At 71.0% G+C, this 16,141-nt stretch carries 12 protein-coding genes and 1 pseudogene; 11 read left to right on the top strand and 2 right to left on the bottom strand.

Annotated elements, in window-relative coordinates; genetic code table 11:
• On the bottom strand, positions 1 to 1,179 hold a 1,179-nt coding region (gene mycP / locus MCHUDSM44219_RS17150; protein ID WP_048419447.1), incomplete at its 3' end, for a type VII secretion-associated serine protease mycosin.
• The gene (gene eccD / locus MCHUDSM44219_RS17145; RefSeq protein ID WP_157868772.1) at positions 1,176 to 2,459 is read right to left on the bottom strand and encodes a type VII secretion integral membrane protein EccD; all 1,284 of its coding nucleotides are present in this window, start codon (positions 2,457 to 2,459) and stop codon (positions 1,176 to 1,178) included. The genes mycP and eccD, both read right to left, overlap by 4 nt.
• A gap of 116 nt (positions 2,460 to 2,575) precedes the next feature.
• Here eccD and eccCa point away from each other — a divergent pair.
• From eccCa to glmM, 11 genes and pseudogenes are all read left to right on the top strand, one after another.
• A pseudogene (gene eccCa / locus MCHUDSM44219_RS17140) lies at positions 2,576 to 6,105 on the top strand (type VII secretion protein EccCa).
• A gap of 540 nt (positions 6,106 to 6,645) precedes the next feature.
• Entirely contained in the window at positions 6,646 to 7,182 is a 537-nt protein-coding gene (locus tag MCHUDSM44219_RS31725) for a type VII secretion-associated protein (RefSeq protein ID WP_413783618.1), read from the top strand.
• A gap of 94 nt (positions 7,183 to 7,276) precedes the next feature.
• Positions 7,277 to 7,609, top strand: coding sequence for a WXG100 family type VII secretion target (locus MCHUDSM44219_RS17130; protein ID WP_048419445.1), 333 nt, complete (start codon positions 7,277 to 7,279; stop codon positions 7,607 to 7,609).
• A 13-nt stretch (positions 7,610 to 7,622) separates the two neighbouring features.
• Positions 7,623 to 7,919, top strand: a complete 297-nt coding sequence (locus tag MCHUDSM44219_RS17125; protein ID WP_048419444.1) for a WXG100 family type VII secretion target — start codon at positions 7,623 to 7,625, stop codon at positions 7,917 to 7,919.
• A 92-nt stretch (positions 7,920 to 8,011) separates the two neighbouring features.
• Positions 8,012 to 9,340, top strand: coding sequence for a helix-turn-helix domain-containing protein (locus tag MCHUDSM44219_RS17120; protein ID WP_172506322.1), 1,329 nt, complete (start codon positions 8,012 to 8,014; stop codon positions 9,338 to 9,340).
• 82 nt (positions 9,341 to 9,422) lie between these two features.
• The gene (gene adh, locus MCHUDSM44219_RS17115) at positions 9,423 to 10,946 is read left to right on the top strand and encodes an aldehyde dehydrogenase (RefSeq protein ID WP_048419443.1); all 1,524 of its coding nucleotides are present in this window, start codon (positions 9,423 to 9,425) and stop codon (positions 10,944 to 10,946) included.
• Positions 10,947 to 11,072: 126 nt separating this feature from the next.
• The gene (gene adhP / locus MCHUDSM44219_RS17110) at positions 11,073 to 12,101 is read left to right on the top strand and encodes an alcohol dehydrogenase AdhP (RefSeq protein ID WP_201778153.1); all 1,029 of its coding nucleotides are present in this window, start codon (positions 11,073 to 11,075) and stop codon (positions 12,099 to 12,101) included.
• Positions 12,102 to 12,178: 77 nt separating this feature from the next.
• Positions 12,179 to 13,603, top strand: a complete 1,425-nt coding sequence (eat, locus tag MCHUDSM44219_RS17105; protein ID WP_048419442.1) for an ethanolamine permease — start codon at positions 12,179 to 12,181, stop codon at positions 13,601 to 13,603.
• Positions 13,604 to 13,786: 183 nt separating this feature from the next.
• Entirely contained in the window at positions 13,787 to 14,230 is a 444-nt protein-coding gene (gene rplM, locus MCHUDSM44219_RS17100) for a 50S ribosomal protein L13 (RefSeq protein ID WP_048419441.1), read from the top strand.
• Positions 14,227 to 14,700, top strand: a complete 474-nt coding sequence (gene rpsI / locus MCHUDSM44219_RS17095; RefSeq protein ID WP_048419440.1) for a 30S ribosomal protein S9 — start codon at positions 14,227 to 14,229, stop codon at positions 14,698 to 14,700. The genes rplM and rpsI overlap by 4 nt, the downstream gene beginning before the upstream one ends.
• Before the next feature lie 100 nt (positions 14,701 to 14,800).
• On the top strand, positions 14,801 to 16,138 hold the full coding sequence (gene glmM, locus MCHUDSM44219_RS17090; protein ID WP_048419439.1) for a phosphoglucosamine mutase: 1,338 nt from the start codon (positions 14,801 to 14,803) through the stop codon (positions 16,136 to 16,138).
• Positions 16,139 to 16,141 lie beyond the last annotated feature (3 nt).

Below are 16,141 nucleotides of genomic sequence, written 5' to 3'. Positions count from 1 at the left end.
GGGACTGTCCGACAGCGCGGTCGCGGGGCGGGGCGGCGAACTCGGGGCCGCGTCGCCGACCGCCGCGAGCACGTCGACGACACCGCGACCGACCGCGGGATCCCATCCGACAGCGGGATGACGCGCGGTGTCCTCGATGCGCGCCATCACCTGCCGCGCCGTCAGCTCCGGATGCCGCGTCCGGACCAGCGCGGCGATCCCGGCGACCAGCGGAGCGGCATAGCTGGTGCCCGACAGCGCGTTTCCCGACGGAGAGGAGTCCACCAGGCCATCACCCGCCGACGCGAGTGACACGATGTTCTCGCCGGGCGCCGCGACGTCGACCCACGGCCCGGCCAGGCTGAAATCGGACGCCGACCCGTCGGCCGCGGCGGAACCGACGGTCAGCACGAAGTCGTCGTACCACGCGGGGCTGGCCACCACCGATACCGCGTCGCCGCCCGCGGCTTCCCGGGGATTCTGGCCGGGGCACTGCCCGGCCGCGCCGACGTTACCCGCCGCGCTGACCACGACGGTGTTCGTGACGTCGACGGCATAGGCCAGTGCCGCGCCGAGCGCACGGTCGTCGAGCCCCGAGTCCGCGGACAGACACGCCACCGACGAGATGTTGATCACCGTGGCGCCGAGGTCGGCCGCGAGCCGGACCGCCGCAGCCAGCGTCTCGACGTCGCCGACCCCCGGGCCCGCCCCGTCGGTGTACCGGAACTTGTTGCTGGACTGCCGGATCGAGAGCAGCGACACCTCGGGCGCGATTCCGCCGAACCCGCGAGGATCTGCCGGATCCGGAGCGGCGGCGATGATGCCGGCGACGAGCGTGCCGTGTCCGTCGCAGTCGGCGGTCCCGTCTGCGACGGCGACGAAGTCGCCACCCTCGACCAGGTGGGGGAGGCGGCGATGGCGGGCCACGCCGGTGTCGATGACCGCGACGGTCTGTCCGGCGCCGCGGGTGAGTGCCCACACGGTCGGCAGATCGTCGAGGATGCGGCCCCGGCCGGTGGGGGCGCGGGTGGCCACACAGTCTTCGTGTTGCTCCGTGGGACGCGGCGGTCGCGCGGGACCTGCTGCGGGAAGCATGGTCTCGTCGATCGGCGGCGGAGTGATGGCGGCATGGGCCGGCGGCACCGGGGTCAGTCCAGCCGTCAGCGCCGTCACCGCGCACAGCCTGCCGAGGCGGGTCATGGCAGGGTCATCGCGCGGACCGCGTCGTAGACGCCCGCCACCCACGCGGCCAGCGGGACCACCGCCGCCAGGGCGGCATACTCCGCAAGATGAACAACCCAGCGGGACATCGGGTTCGGCGACGCTCCGCGCAGCCACCGCGGCAGGGCGGCCGCCCCTGCCGCGGCGACGGCCGCGCACCACCACGGCGCCCAGTGTGGGGCCGCGGTCACACTCACCCACACGGTCACCGCCAGGGCCGCGAATCCCGCTGCCGACAACGAGATCCGGCGGGTCGGATCGGCGTGCACGCGCTGACGCAGCAGCAGCAGCGTGGCGACGACGGCGGAGAACGCGGCGGCGAGCACCCGCGGCACCCCCGCGTCGGCGGCGACCAGGACGGCACCCGCGACGGCGGTGCAGGCCCAGCCGGCCACCGAACCCGTCAAGATGCGGTGGGCCGTCTGCGCGCGTCCGGCGTCGACGGTGGACCGCGCCGGTCCGAGTCCCGCGGCCACGACGGTCAACGTCGGCGCGGCCGACAGCAGACCCAGTGACAGCACGGTCAGCAGCGCGCCGGTCGCCCCGACGCCCGACGCGACGGCCACCTGTACCCCCGCGGCCGCGGCGACGGCACCCGCCGTCGCGGCACATCCGGACAGGGCCGTCGCCGCGCCGGTTCGCGAGCGCGCCAGCGTGACTGCCATCAACAGCGCCGCACCCGCGGCCAGGAGCGCCGCCGGTGCCCACGTCCCGCCTACACCCGACAACGCGCCCGTCACCGCCGCCTGCACGACCGCACCGACGGACAGCACGGTGCACAACGGCTGCGGTGCCCACTCGGTGGCGGCGGCGACGGCGCTCCCCGCGCACAGTGCCGCCGCGACCCACAGCGCCGACTGCTGTTCACTCACCCAGCCCGACCAGGCCAGGGCCGCCGCCAGCGTGACGGTCACCGCGAGACCCACCGCGGCCGCCGGGCCCGTCCGGCGCGGGACGGGGTCCCGGACCAGTGCGCTCACGACACCCGCCGGATCGCCGGGCCGCACCCGCGGCGTAGGCGGCGGCGCCGCGGTCAGCAGGACGAGGTCGCCGTCGCGAACGGCGTTGTCCCGCAATGTCGCCGATGGATCCATCGGTACCCGGCCCGGACGGGTCAGGAACCAGTGGATCGCTTCCGATGGCGCGTCCGTCGCACCGAGCACGGCGTCGACGATCGACGGCAGCAGCACACCGACCGCGCATCCCGTCGGCACCACGACGTCGACGGTCGTCTGCCGCACCGGCTCATGGACAGTCACCCGGCACACCGTATCGATCACGCAGGCAACGTAACTCGCTCCGTAACGGGTGTGACGCACGAAAATTGGCGACCAACTGGCGGAACGCGCCGGGCACCTGGTGCGTCTACACAAGCATGGAACCCGCGCATCCGCCGGGCGGCCGGATCGCTCTCGAGGCGCGGCCGCCGCTTCCGGATGCCACCCCTGTCAGCCCGCTCGCCCGGCTCATGCCGATCGCGATGATCGCCGCGATGGTCGGTATGTCCGCGATGTATCTCAGATCGGGCAACGGGGTGGCCCGCAGCCCGATGATGCTGTTCCTGCCGGTGATGATGCTGGTGTCGGTGGTCGGCATGCTCGTCCACAGCGGCCGGGGCGGCGCTCGCACCGCCGAGATCAACGCCGCCCGCGCCGAGTATCTACGGTATCTGGACTCCGTCGACGCCGTGCTGGCGACATCGGCGGTCGACCAGCATGCGTGGCTCCACCGTCACCACCCCGACCCCGCGGCGCTGTGGACCATCGCCGGCTCGGTTCGGATGTGGCACCGCGACGACCGGCATCCCGAATGCCTTGCGGTCCGGCTGGGTATCGGCACCGCGCCGGCGGCGACGACGCTCACCGCGCCCGCGTCGGGGACCGACGAAGATCCGGTCACCGCAGGCGCCGTGTGCCACCTCCTGGAGGACCGCGCATCGGTCGGGGGCGTGCCCGTGCTGGTGTCCTTGCCGGCGGTGCGCAGGGTGACGGTGACCGGGAATCCCGCCAGGGGCCGGGCGCTGGCGCGGGCAGTGCTGTGCCAGGCGGTGATCGCCCATCCGCCGGACATGCTGGGCATCGCGGTGTCGTCGAATGACCGCACCCGCAGCGAGTGGGACTGGGTGAAGTGGTTGCCGCACAGTCGCACTGGTACCCCGCGGCACCGACTCGTCGTCGCCGACGGAGCAAGTCCGGCAGCCGAGGGAGACGGGGTCACCGTGCTCGCGATCCGGCCCGCCGGTCCGGAGGTGGCTGTGTCGGTGGATGCCGACGGCTCGCCGGTCGACGCCGATCTCGACACACTGTCCCTGCCCGAGGCGGAGGCGTGTGCCCGCCGCATCGCCGGCAGGCTCCCACCGTCGGGCGCTCCGCGGCGCACCACCGCGGACTGGCTGTCGCTGATGGCGATCGACGATCCGGAGGGTGCAGAGCCCGAGGCGATCTGGGCCGCGAGCACCGGTGCGGCGATGCTGCGGGTGCCGATCGGCGTCGGAGACGACGGTGCCGTGGTCGAGCTGGACATCAAGGAGGCCGCGGCCGGCGGGATGGGTCCGCACGGACTGTGCGTCGGGGCCACCGGATCCGGCAAGTCGGAGTTCCTGCGCACGCTCGTGCTGGGCGTGATCACGACGCACTCTCCCGACGTGCTGAACCTCGTCCTGGTCGACTTCAAGGGAGGCGCCACATTCCTTGGCCTCGATCAGGCCCGGCACGTGTCGGCGGTGATCACCAACCTCGCCGACGAGGCGCCGCTGGTGGCGCGGATGCGGGACGCGCTGTCCGGTGAGATCATGCGACGCCAGGAGGTGCTGCGAGCGGCCGGCAACGTCGCGAACATCGCCGAATACCAGAGGATCCGGGCCCGCGACGGCCGGCTGGCGCCCCTGCCCTCGCTGTTCATCGTCGTCGACGAGTTCTCCGAGCTGCTCAGCCGCCATCCCGACTTCGCCGACCTGTTCGTCGCGGTCGGCCGCCTCGGTCGATCGTTGGGGGTGCACCTGCTTCTCGCCAGCCAGCGCCTCGACGAGGGCCGGCTGCGCGGATTGGAGGCTCACCTGTCCTACCGCATCTGCTTGAAGACGTTCTCTGCCGCCGACTCCCGCGCCGTGCTCGGGGTGCCCGACGCCTACCACCTTCCCGCGCAGCCCGGCGCCGCTTACCTGAAGACGGCGTCGGAGCAGATCACCCGGTTCCAGACCGCGTTCGTCTCGGGGCGGTACACCCCTGCAGAACCCGTGGACGCCAGTGCCGCTGTGGTGCAACGGTTCACCTACGCCACGGGGTCTGAGGCGCGCGCGCGGACCGCTGCCTCGAAGCCGGTGCTCGGCACCGTGCTGACCCGCCTGACCGGGCGGGGCCGCCCCGCGCATCGGGTGTGGCTGCCGCCGCTGTCGCAGTCCCCGGCCCTCGATGACCTGCTGCGCGGCGCCCCGGCCGGCGACCTCCGGGTGCCGATCGGCGTCGTGGACTGCCCGTTCGAGCAGCGCTACGAGCCGCTGACCATCGACCTCTCGGGTGCGGCGGGCAACGTCGCGGTCATCGGCGCCCCGCAGTCGGGCAAGTCCACCACGGTGCGCACGTTGGTCTCCGCGCTCGCAGCGTCCCACGACGCGCGGGCAGTCCAGTTCTACTGCTTGGACTTCGGCGGCGGCACGCTGCGCACGCTGGCCGATCTGCCGCAGGTCGGGTGTGTCGCCGGTCGGCGGGACGCGGATCTGTGCCGCCGCGCGGTGGCTCACGTCGAAACGGTGCTGAGTGCTCGCGAATCCGAGTCCCGCGACGTCCGTGAGCCCACCGATCGGCCCGCGGACGTCTTCCTCGTCGTCGACGGATGGTCGACCGTCCGGCAGGACTTCGACGCCCTCGAGGCGGCGATCACCGCGCTCGCCGCCCGGGGCCTCTCCTACGGCGTGCACGTCGTGCTCGCCGCATCCCGATGGGCCGATCTGCGGCCCGCGCTCAAGGACCAGATCGGCACGCGCATCGAGTTACGCCTCGGCGAGGCCGCCGAATCCGAGATGGACCGGCGGCGCGCCCGCGACCTGGCCACTGCGCCGCCCGGCCGCGGCCTCACCCGTGACGGCCGCGAGATGGTGATCGCCCGCCCACCCGCCGGTGCGGTCCGACGGCACCCCGACGGGATCACCGTCCCGCGGGTCGAACTCCTGCCGACGCTGGTCCGCCACGACACGATCACCCGCGGCCCGCGGCGGCGCGGACAGGTGGTCATCGGCATCGGGGAAAGCGATCTGCGGGCCGTCACCCTCGACTTCGCCGACCACCCGCACCTGCTGATCCTCGGCGACGGGGAGTGCGGCAAAACGGCCCTGCTGCGCACGCTGTGCGCGGAGCTGATGCGCCAGGGCGAGGACCAGGTGTCGCTGGAGATCGTCGACTACCGGCGGACCCTGCTCGGTGTCGTCGAAACCGGTCATCTGGCGGGCTATTCGGCGTCGCCGGTGGCGCTCACCGCCCGCCTGGCGACGCTGACCGCCCGGCTGACCGAACGCATGCCCGACGAACACGTGACGCAGCGCCAGCTGCGCGAGCGTTCCTGGTGGAGCGGACCCGAGGTCTTCGTCATCGTCGACGACTACGACCTCGTCGCCGGGGCCACCGGCAATCCGCTAACCCGCTGGCCGACTTCCTGCCGCACGCCAAGGATCTCGGCCTGCACGTCATCGTGGCGCGCCGCTCTGGTGGGGCGGCCCGCGCCCTGTTCGACCCGATGCTCGCCCGCCTGCGCGACATGGGGTGCTCCGGGCTGATGATGAGCGCGGCGCCGGATGACGGAATCCCGATCGGCACGACGCGTCCGGGGCCTCTTCCCGCCGGCCGCGGCACACTCTCGGTGCGCGGTCGCCCTGACGAACTGATCCAGGTCGGGTGGCTCGACCCGCCGTGACGCCCGTCGTCGTCGAGGTGGGACCGGCGACGGTGCGGGGACCCGAGGCCGTGCCGGCGGAATGGGCCGAGCAGGCGATCACCTGCCGGGGAGATCGGCTGGCGGTCGTGGACGGCCGAATCGTCGAGATCGCGGACCTGTGGCGTGATGTGCTGGCCGCCGCGTGCGGTGCGCGGCCGCAGACGTTGGCGCTGGTGTTGCCGACCTGGTGGCCGATGTCTGCGACGACGACCGTCACCACCGCCGCGCGGGAGCTGACGTCCGACGTGGTGGTGTTGCGACGGGCGGAGTTGCTCGCTGCCGCACACGACGGCGCCGTCGTCGAACTCGCCGGCGACCTCGTCGTGGTCCACCAACCCGGGTCCCCGGTGCGTATCCTGGACCGCGAAAAGGTCTCGCTGCCAGACATTCTGGGCGGGCTCGGTCCCGCGTTGCTGGATGTGCCCGCAGGAGTCACGGCTCCGTCGGGTCGACCGTATGAGCGCAGCGGCAGGCAGCACGTGGTGCGCGCCGNCGCTCACCCCCGCCGACGTCCGCCCCGTGCTGGCCCGCAGCATCCTGGCCGACGGTCTGGACCTGGTGCTCGCCGGTTGCGCGCTCGCCCTGGCGGGGACGCTTCCGTGGTGGACCCGGAACCCGGCGCCCGCGCAGTGGGTGCTGTTGACCGAGGGCCGGGTCGCGATGGACGTGCCGGCCGGCTGGGCCGTGCGCCGCGTCACGGCGGGACCGGGCTCGGCGCGGGTCCAGGTGTCGGCACCCGGCGGCACATCGGCGCTGCACCTGACGCAGTCGGTCACCTCCGGACCGGCGTCCTTGCGCGATGTCGCCGAATCTCTGCGCTCGGCTATCGAACTCGCGCCGGTCGGGGTGTTCGTGGACTTCCGGGCCGACGCCACGGTGGGCGACCGCCCGGCGGTCACCTACCGCGAACTGCGGGCCGCCGGCCAGACCGACTGGGCGGTGGTCGTCGACGGCGACGTGCGGATCGCCGTGGGCTGCCAGGGCGGCCGGCGGCCGACGGGCGGTCTCGGCGAGGAATGCGTGCGCGCGGTGCGCAGCGCCCGGGCAGTGCGCTGAAAATCGATCGCGGACAACGGAACCGAATCGGAGGCCGGTGCGTCCAACTCAGTACAGGACCAACCAGATACCGACCAGCACGGAAGGATCAGCGATGCCGATCCCGTCAGGACCCTCGGGTGCCGCTCTCACCACCGACTTCGATCTGATGTCGGCGGTGGCGGGCCGGACCGACGCGCGTAACGAAGAGATCCGGTCGATGCTGCAGTTGTTCATCGCGGAGATGAGCAGTGTGCCGGCATCGGTGTGGGGCGGGGTCGCCGCCGCCCGATTCCGCGAGGTGGTGGAGCGGTGGAACGCCGAGTCCCTGCGGCTGCACGCCGCCCTGCAGCGCATTTCCGAGACCATCCGCGACAACGAGCGCGTTCTGCGCGAGGCCACCGAGGGCCATTCTCAGGCCATCGGTTCCGTGGCCGCCCATCTCTAGAGGAGGACAAGCCATGGATCCGATGCTGTCGTACGACTTCGCCGAGATCGAGCACACCATCCGCCGGCAGATCCATCTGACGTCGGCGCGATTCAACGCCGCCCTCGACGACCTGCGGGCGCAGATCGCCCCGCTGCAGCAGACCTGGACGCGCGATGCGGCCGATGCCTATCGCGTCGAGCAAGACCGCTGGGAGCGGTCCGCCGCGGCGCTCAACGACATTCTGTTCAGCCTCGGCACGGCGGTCCGCGACGGCGCCGACGACGTCGCCGCCACCGACCGCTCGGCCGCCAACGCCTGGGGCGCCTGAGCAGCCCCGCCGCAGTCTGTGCGGCCCCCGGGAGGAGGGGAGCCGATCGGGGGTCGCACAGTACTGACTGGGCTAGGCTGGCGACGGGTGTGATGGCGGACACTGAGGAACGCCGCGTGGCAACTGCGAAGACGACGAACGGACGGGCGACGACCCGCCCGTCTCCGTCGACGCTGCGGACAGTGCACGAACGGTTCATCGCCGGTGAAGTTGACGCCGACTACCTGACGTCGTCGCTGCGCCCGGTGGTCGCGCAGAGTTGGGAGCGCAGCCTGGCCGTCGGCGTCGATCCCGACTTCCACGGCGCGCGGCCCGCCGAGGCCGTCACCGCGATCGCTCGGCTGCGCGACACCCACCCGCTCGCGCCCGCTCTGCCCGTCATCCGCCGGCTGCTGGTCAACGACGCATTCGACTCCGGTGTGGTGGTCGCCGTCAGCGCCGCCGACGGGACGCTGCTGTGGGTCGAAGGCGACCCCACGGCGTGCCGCAAAGCCGAGGCGATGAACTTCGTGCCCGGCGCCGACTGGAGTGAACGCGGCGCCGGCACCAACGCCCCCGGGACCGCGCTCGCGCTGGACCGCGAGCTGCAGATCCACGGCTCCGAACACTTCTCCCGCATCGTGCAGCCGTGGAGCTGCACCGCCGCACCCGTCCACGACCCGACCACCGGGGCGCTGCTCGGCGCCATCGATCTGACCGGCGGCCCGCAGGTCGCGTCGTCGCAGACGCTCGCGCTGGTGCGCGCCACCGCGGTGGCCGTCGAGAACCACCTGGCGCTGCTGCGCGTGTCCGGCGTCGCGGCCGAACCGGCGGCCCGCAAGCCGCACCTGGTGGTACTCGGCGGGGACCGGCCCCGCTGGGTCACCACCGACAGCTACGGACATCTCCAGGCCACCCATCTGACCGGCAGACACGCCGACATCCTGGTGCTGCTGAGCAGGCATCCCGAGGGCCTGTCGGCCGACCACCTCGCCGTCCTGCTCGACGACAAAGACCTCGATGTCGTCACCGTGCGCGCGGAGATGTCGCGGCTGCGCAAGGTCATCGGCGCCGAGACCCTCGGCTCGCGGCCCTACCGGCTACTGGCGCCGATCACCAGCGACATCGGCGAGGTCTTCGACGCGCTGGACGCCGGCGACGTCGAGGCGGCCCTGAACCGGTACACCGGGCCGCTGCTCACCCAGTCGGTGTCCCCGGCGGTGGCGCGGCTGCGAACTCAGCTGTCGGCGACGCTGCGCGAGGCCGTGCTCGCCGAGAGCGCGCAGGGCCGCGCCGGACTGCTGCGACGCTGGCTCGAGCTGCCCGAAGGCCGCGACGACCGCGACGGGTGGCAGGCGCTGCGCGACTGCGCCGGCCTGAACGCCGTCGCCCGCGCCCGCGCCGGTGGGCACCTCGCGGGACTGGATTTCGAGCTCGGCTGAACTGCGCCGCACGATGCAACCGTGCTGCAACGGTGGCGCGCGTACCTTCAGTGACGCACACCACACGAGCAGGAGTACCACTATGACTGTGTATGCCCGACCGGGGACCGACGGCTCGCTGATGTCGTTCAAGCCCCGCTACGAGAATTTCATCGGCGGTCAGTGGGTCCCGCCGAACGCGGGCCGCTATTTCGAGAACCCGACGCCGGTGACCGGTGAGTCGTTCACCGAGGTGCCGCGCTCCGACGAGTCCGACATCGAGAAGGCGCTCGACGCCGCCCACGCCGCCGCGCCCGCCTGGGGCAAGACCTCGGCCGCCGAGCGTGCCGTGATCCTCAACAAGATCGCCGACCGCATCGAAGAGAACCTCGAATCCATCGCGCTCGCCGAGTCGTGGGACAACGGCAAGCCGATCCGCGAGACCCTCAACGCCGACATCCCGCTGGCCGTGGATCACTTCCGCTACTTCGCCGGATGCATTCGCGCACAGGAAGGTTCGCTGTCCGAGGTGGACGCCGACACCGTCGCCTACCACTTCCACGAGCCCCTCGGCGTGGTCGGCCAGATCATCCCGTGGAACTTCCCGATCCTGATGGCCACGTGGAAGCTGGCCCCGGCGCTGGCCGCCGGTAACGCCGTCGTGCTCAAGCCCGCCGAGCAGACACCCGCCTCGATCCTGTACCTGTTCGAGGTCATCGGCGACCTGCTGCCCGCCGGCGTGGTCAACATCGTCAACGGGTTCGGCGTCGAGGCGGGCAAGCCGCTGGCGTCGAGCAACCGGATCTCCAAGATCGCGTTCACCGGTGAGACCACCACGGGCCGGCTGATCATGCAGTACGCCTCGCAGAACCTGATCCCGGTCACCCTCGAGCTCGGCGGCAAGAGCCCGAACATCTTCTTCAACGACGTGATGGCCGCGGCGGACAACTACCAGGACAAGGCGCTCGAGGGCTTCACGATGTTCGCCCTCAACCAGGGCGAGGTGTGCACGTGCCCCTCGCGTTCGCTGATCCAGGCCGACATCTACGACGAATTCCTCGCACTGGCCGCGATCCGCACCAAGGCGGTCCGGCAGGGCGACCCGCTCGACACCGAGACGATGATCGGCGCGCAGGCCTCCAACGACCAGCTCGAGAAGATCCTGTCCTACATCGAGATCGGCAAGAGCGAAGGCGCACAGGTGGTCACCGGCGGCGAGCGTGCCCAGCTCGGCGGCGATCTGAACGGCGGCTTCTACGTCGCGCCGACGATCTTCACCGGGCACAACAAGATGCGGCTGTTCCAGGAGGAGATCTTCGGTCCCGTCGTGGCAGTGACGTCGTTCAAGGACTACGACGAGGCCATCAGCATCGCCAACGACACGCTGTACGGACTCGGAGCCGGGGTGTGGAGCCGCGACGGCAACACCGCGTACCGGGCCGGGCGTGACATCAAGGCCGGCCGGGTGTGGACCAACTGCTACCACCAGTACCCCGCCCACGCGGCGTTCGGTGGCTACAAGCAGTCCGGCATCGGCCGCGAGAACCACAAGATGATGCTCGACCACTACCAGCAGACCAAGAACCTGTTGGTCAGCTACAGCGACAAGGCGCTCGGCTTCTTCTGATCTGCCGCGACCAGACGCGAACTCGCACGGATTTCCCTCGATCCGTGCGAGTTCGTGTCTGTTCGGCCATCGATCGTGGACCAAAAGTCCCTTATCCGGCACGGCCTTTCGGTGTGGAATCGAACCATGACCGAGAACACGATGCGCGCCGCCGTTGTCCACCAGCTGAGTTCCCCGCTGACGATCGACGAGCTCGAGCTGCCCAAGCCCGACTACGGCGAAGCTTTGGTGAAGCTCGAGACCTCCGGTGTGTGCCACACCGATCTGCATGCCGCACACGGTGATTGGCCCGTCAAGCCGACGCCGCCGTTCGTCCCCGGCCACGAGGGCTACGGCACCGTCGTCGCCGTCGGCGACGGCGTCGACGATCTGAAGGTGGGGGACAAGGTCGGCAACGCGTGGCTGTGGTCGGCGTGCGGGCGCTGCGAGTACTGCCGCACCGGCTGGGAGACGCTGTGCGAGCACCAACGCAACGGCGGCTACACCGTCAACGGCAGCTTCGGGTCCTACATGCTCGTCAACGCCGCTTACGCCGCGCGCATCCCGGACGGGGTCGATCCGGTCGAGGTCGCGCCGATCCTGTGCGCGGGCGTGACCGTCTACAAGGGCCTCAAGGTCACCGACACGCGCCCGGGACAGTGGGTGGCGATCTCCGGCATTGGCGGCCTGGGCCACGTCGCGGTGCAGTACGCGACCGCGATGGGCCTGCGTGTCGTCGCGATCGACGTGGACGACGCGAAGCTCGCGCTGGCCACCAGCCTCGGCGCCGAGGTCGTCGTCAACGCCCGCACGGCCGACGTCGTCGCCGAGGTGCGCAACGCCACCGGCGGGGTGCACGGCGTGCTGGTCACCGCGGTGCACCCGGAGGCGTTCGGGCAGGCGATCGGGCTGGCGCGCCGCGGCGGCACCATCGTGTTCGTCGGGTTGCCGCCCGGTGACTTCCCGGCGTCGATCTTCGACATCGTGCTCAAGGGCCTGACCATCCGCGGCTCGATCGTCGGGACTAGGCAGGACATGGTCGAGGCGATCGACTTCTTCGCCCGCGGGCTGATCCACCCGACCGTGCACACCGCCGCCCTCGACGACATCAACACCGTGTTCGCCGATATGGAGCAGGGCCGCATCGACGGCAGGGTGGTGATCGACTACCGCTGAGGGGTGGCATGTTTATCCGGCTGCGTTTCTGAGAAGTCCCTGAATGGCTTACCCGGGACACAGGCAGGGAGTGCAGCGTGTCGACGAACTCAAAACGCCGTGTCGCGGAACATCAGCGCTCCGATGACTACCTGCAGCAGCGCCAGCTGAAATCCGGCAGCGCGGGCTGGCTGCTGCTCGCGGGCCTCGGCGTCGGCTATGTCGTGTCCGGGGACTACTCCGGCTGGAACTTCGGGCTCGCCCAGGGCGGCTTCGGCGGGCTGGCCATCGCGGCGGTGATCATCGCCGCGATGTACCTGGCCCTGGTGCTCGGTATGGCGGAGCTGTCCTCGGCGCTGCCCGCCGCCGGCGGCGGCTACACCTTCGCCCGCCGCGCACTCGGTCCGTGGGGCGGGTTCGCCACGGGCACCGCGATTCTCATCGAGTACTCGATCGCCCCGGCCGCGATCGCGACGTTCATCGGCGCCTACGTCGAGTCGCTCAACCTCTTCGGCATCCGCGACGGGTGGTGGGTGTATCTCGCGGCCTACGCCGTCTTCATCGCCATCCATCTGTCCGGGGTGGGCGAGGCGCTCAAGGTGATGTTCGTGATCACCGCGGTGGCACTCGTCGGCCTGGTCGTCTTCGCGATCGCGGCGGTGGGCCGCTTCGACGCGGCCAACCTCACCGACATCGCCGCCACCGACGCTGCCGGCGCCTCGTCGCTGCTGCCCTTCGGTTACCTCGGCGTCTGGGCGGCGCTCCCGTTCGCGATCTGGTTCTTCCTGGCTGTCGAAGGCGTGCCGCTGGCCGCCGAGGAGGCCACTAGACCGGAACGCAACGTGCCGCGCGGCATCATCGCCGCGATGGGCGTGCTGCTGGTCACCTGCGTGACCGTGCTCGTGCTGGTTCCCGGAGCGGGCGGCGCCGAGGCGATGTCCGGCTCGGGCAACCCGCTGGTCGAGGCGCTGGGCGACACGACAGCGGCGACCGTCGTCAACTACATCGGCCTGGCCGGGCTGATCGCCAGCTTCTTCTCGATCATCTACGCGTACTCCCGGCAGTTGTTCGCGTTGTCGCGCGCGGGATACCTGCCGACGGCGCTGTCGGTGACGAACCGACGCAAGGCGCCGACGTTGGCGCTGATCGTGCCGGGCCTGGTGGGCTTCGCGCTGTCGCTGACCGGGCAGGGCGACCTGCTGCTCAACATGGCGGTGTTCGGCGCTGCGGTCAGCTATGTGCTGATGATGGTCAGCCACATCGTGCTGCGCCGGCGCGAACCGGACATGAACCGCCCCTACCGCACGCCCGGGGGCATCGTCACCACCGGGTTCGCGCTGGTCATCGCCTCGCTCGCGGTGATCGCCACGTTCCTGGTCCACGTGGTCGCCGCGCTGTGCTGCCTGGGCGTGTTCGCGCTGTTCATGCTGTACTTCGCGGTGTACAGCCGGCACCGGCTGGTGTCGAACTCGCCCGACGAGGAGTTCGCGATGGTCACCGCGGCCGAGGACACGCTGTCCTGACCGGTGCCGCTGCGCCGGGGAGCGTTTTGACCTGCGGCGACGGCCGCAGGTAAGCTGCCTCGTTGGCGTGCGCTGCGCTTGCTGGAACCTCGGGTCTCCGTCGGTCGCCGAGGCAACGAGAGCGTACGCCCGACCGGCACCCGGACAGTCCGGGACTCACCCGAGAGAAGAAGAGGTAGCGCTGTGCCTACGTACACGCCGAAGGCGGGTGACACCACGCGCACGTGGTACGTCATCGACGCCACGGACGTGGTGCTCGGCCGGCTCGCCGTCGAAGCAGCCAAGCTGCTCCGAGGCAAGCACAAGCCGACGTTCACGCCGAATGTCGACGGCGGTGACTTCGTCATCGTCATCAACGCCGACAAGGTCGCCATCAGCGGCGACAAGCTGACCAAGAAGTTCGCCTACCGCCACTCGGGGTATCCCGGCGGCCTGCGGAAGCGCTCGATCGGTGAGCTGCTGCTCAAGCACCCGACCCGCGTCGTGGAGAACGCGATCATCGGGATGCTGCCGCACACCAAGCTCAGCCGTCAGGTGCAGAAGAAGCTGAAGGTGTACGCCGGCCCGAACCATCCGCACGCCGCGCAGCAGCCGATTCCGTTCGAGATCAAGCAGGTGGCCCAGTGACCGAACCCGAGTACACGACCGAGACCGCCGAGACCGAGGTCTACGCCGAGTCCGAGGCCGCGCCGCGCGAGCCCATCGTGATCGACCGTCCGATCCAGACCGTCGGCCGCCGCAAGGAGGCCGTCGTCCGCGTCCGCCTGGTGCCCGGCACCGGCCAGTTCCACCTCGACGGCCGCACCCTGGAGAACTACTTCCCGAACAAGGTGCACCAGCAGCTCATCAAGGCGCCGCTGGTCACCGTCGATCGGCTCGAGCAGTTCGACATCTACGCCCACCTGGACGGTGGCGGCCCCTCGGGTCAGGCCGGCGCGCTGCGTCTGGCCATCGCCCGGGCGCTCATCATCGTCCAGCCCGAGGACCGGCCCGCACTCAAGCGCGCCGGCTTCCTCACGCGTGACCCGCGTGCCATCGAGCGCAAGAAGTACGGACTGAAGAAGGCCCGTAAGGCGCCTCAGTACAGCAAGCGCTGATCACTTTTTCGACACGGCGCCCGGTCGCTCCCCACGGAGTGGCCGGGCGCCGTGCCGTTGCGGTTAGGTTGCTCGCAGAATCGTGTGAGAGGTTGTCACCATGGCTCGACTGTTCGGCACCGACGGCGTGCGCGGAGTCGCCAACCGGGATCTGACCGCCGAATTGGCGATGGCACTGGGCGCCGCGGCGGCGCGGCGGCTGATCAGAGCCGGCACGGCCCGCCGACGGGTCGCCGTGGTGGGCCGCGACCCTCGGGCCAGCGGCGAGATGCTGGAGGCGGCCGTCCTCGCCGGCGTGACCAGCGAAGGTGTCGACGTGCTGCGCGTCGGTGTGCTGCCGACCCCTGCGGTGGCCTACCTGACCGCCGCCTACGACGCCGACTTCGGCGTGATGATCTCCGCCTCGCACAACCCGATGCCCGACAACGGCATCAAGATCTTCGGCTCCGGCGGTCACAAGCTCGACGACGACACCGAGGACCGCATCGAGGAGCTCGTGCACCAGGGCCCGGGTGACCGGCCCACCGGCGCGGACATCGGCCGCGTCGTCGACGCCGAGGATGCGCTGCAGCGCTACCTGCGACACGTCGGCACGGCGGCTGCCACGCGCCTCGACGCGCTGACCGTCGTCGTCGACTGCGCGCACGGTGCGGCGTCGACCGCGGCGCCGCTGGCCTATCGTGCCGCCGGCGCCAATGTCATCCCCATCCACGCCGAACCCGACGGCGTGAACATCAACGACGGCTGCGGTTCGACGCACATGGAGTCGCTGCGCTCGGCGGTGGTGTCCTACGGCGCCGACCTCGGCCTCGCGCATGACGGCGACGCCGATCGCTGCCTGGCCGTCGACGCGCACGGCCGCGTCATCGACGGCGACGCGATCATGGTGGTGCTGGCGCTGGCGATGCAGGAGGCCGGCGAGTTGGCGCGCAACACGCTGGTGGCGACCGTGATGAGCAACATGGGTCTGCACCTGGCGATGCGGGCGGCCGGCATCGAGGTCCGCACCACCGGTGTCGGGGACCGCTACGTGCTCGAGGAGCTGCGTGCCGGGGCTTTCGCGCTGGGCGGCGAACAGTCCGGACACATCGTGCTCCCCGGTTTCGGCACCACCGGCGACGGCATCGTCACCGGCCTGCGGTTGATGGCGCGGATGGCCCAGACCGGACGCAGCCTGGCCGAGCTCGCCGCGCCCATGCAGACGCTGCCGCAGGTGCTGATCAACGTCGAGGTGGCGGACAAGGCGACGGTCGCCGACGCGCCGTCGGTGCGTGACACGGTGGCCGCCGTCGAGGCCGAGCTGGGCGACACCGGTCGAATCCTGTTGCGTCCCTCCGGAACCGAACAGGTGGTCCGGGTGATGGTTGAGGCCGCCGACGAGGACACCGCGCGGCAGCTGGCGGTGCGGGTCGCGGAGTCGGTCAGCGCCGAGAGCTGACGC

Source organism: Mycolicibacterium chubuense, from assembly GCF_001044255.1.
Classification (GTDB): Bacteria; Actinomycetota; Actinomycetes; order Mycobacteriales; family Mycobacteriaceae; genus Mycobacterium; species Mycobacterium chubuense.
The sequence above is the reverse complement of the archived record's forward strand: the minus strand, read 5'-3'. Positions and strand labels throughout refer to the sequence as shown.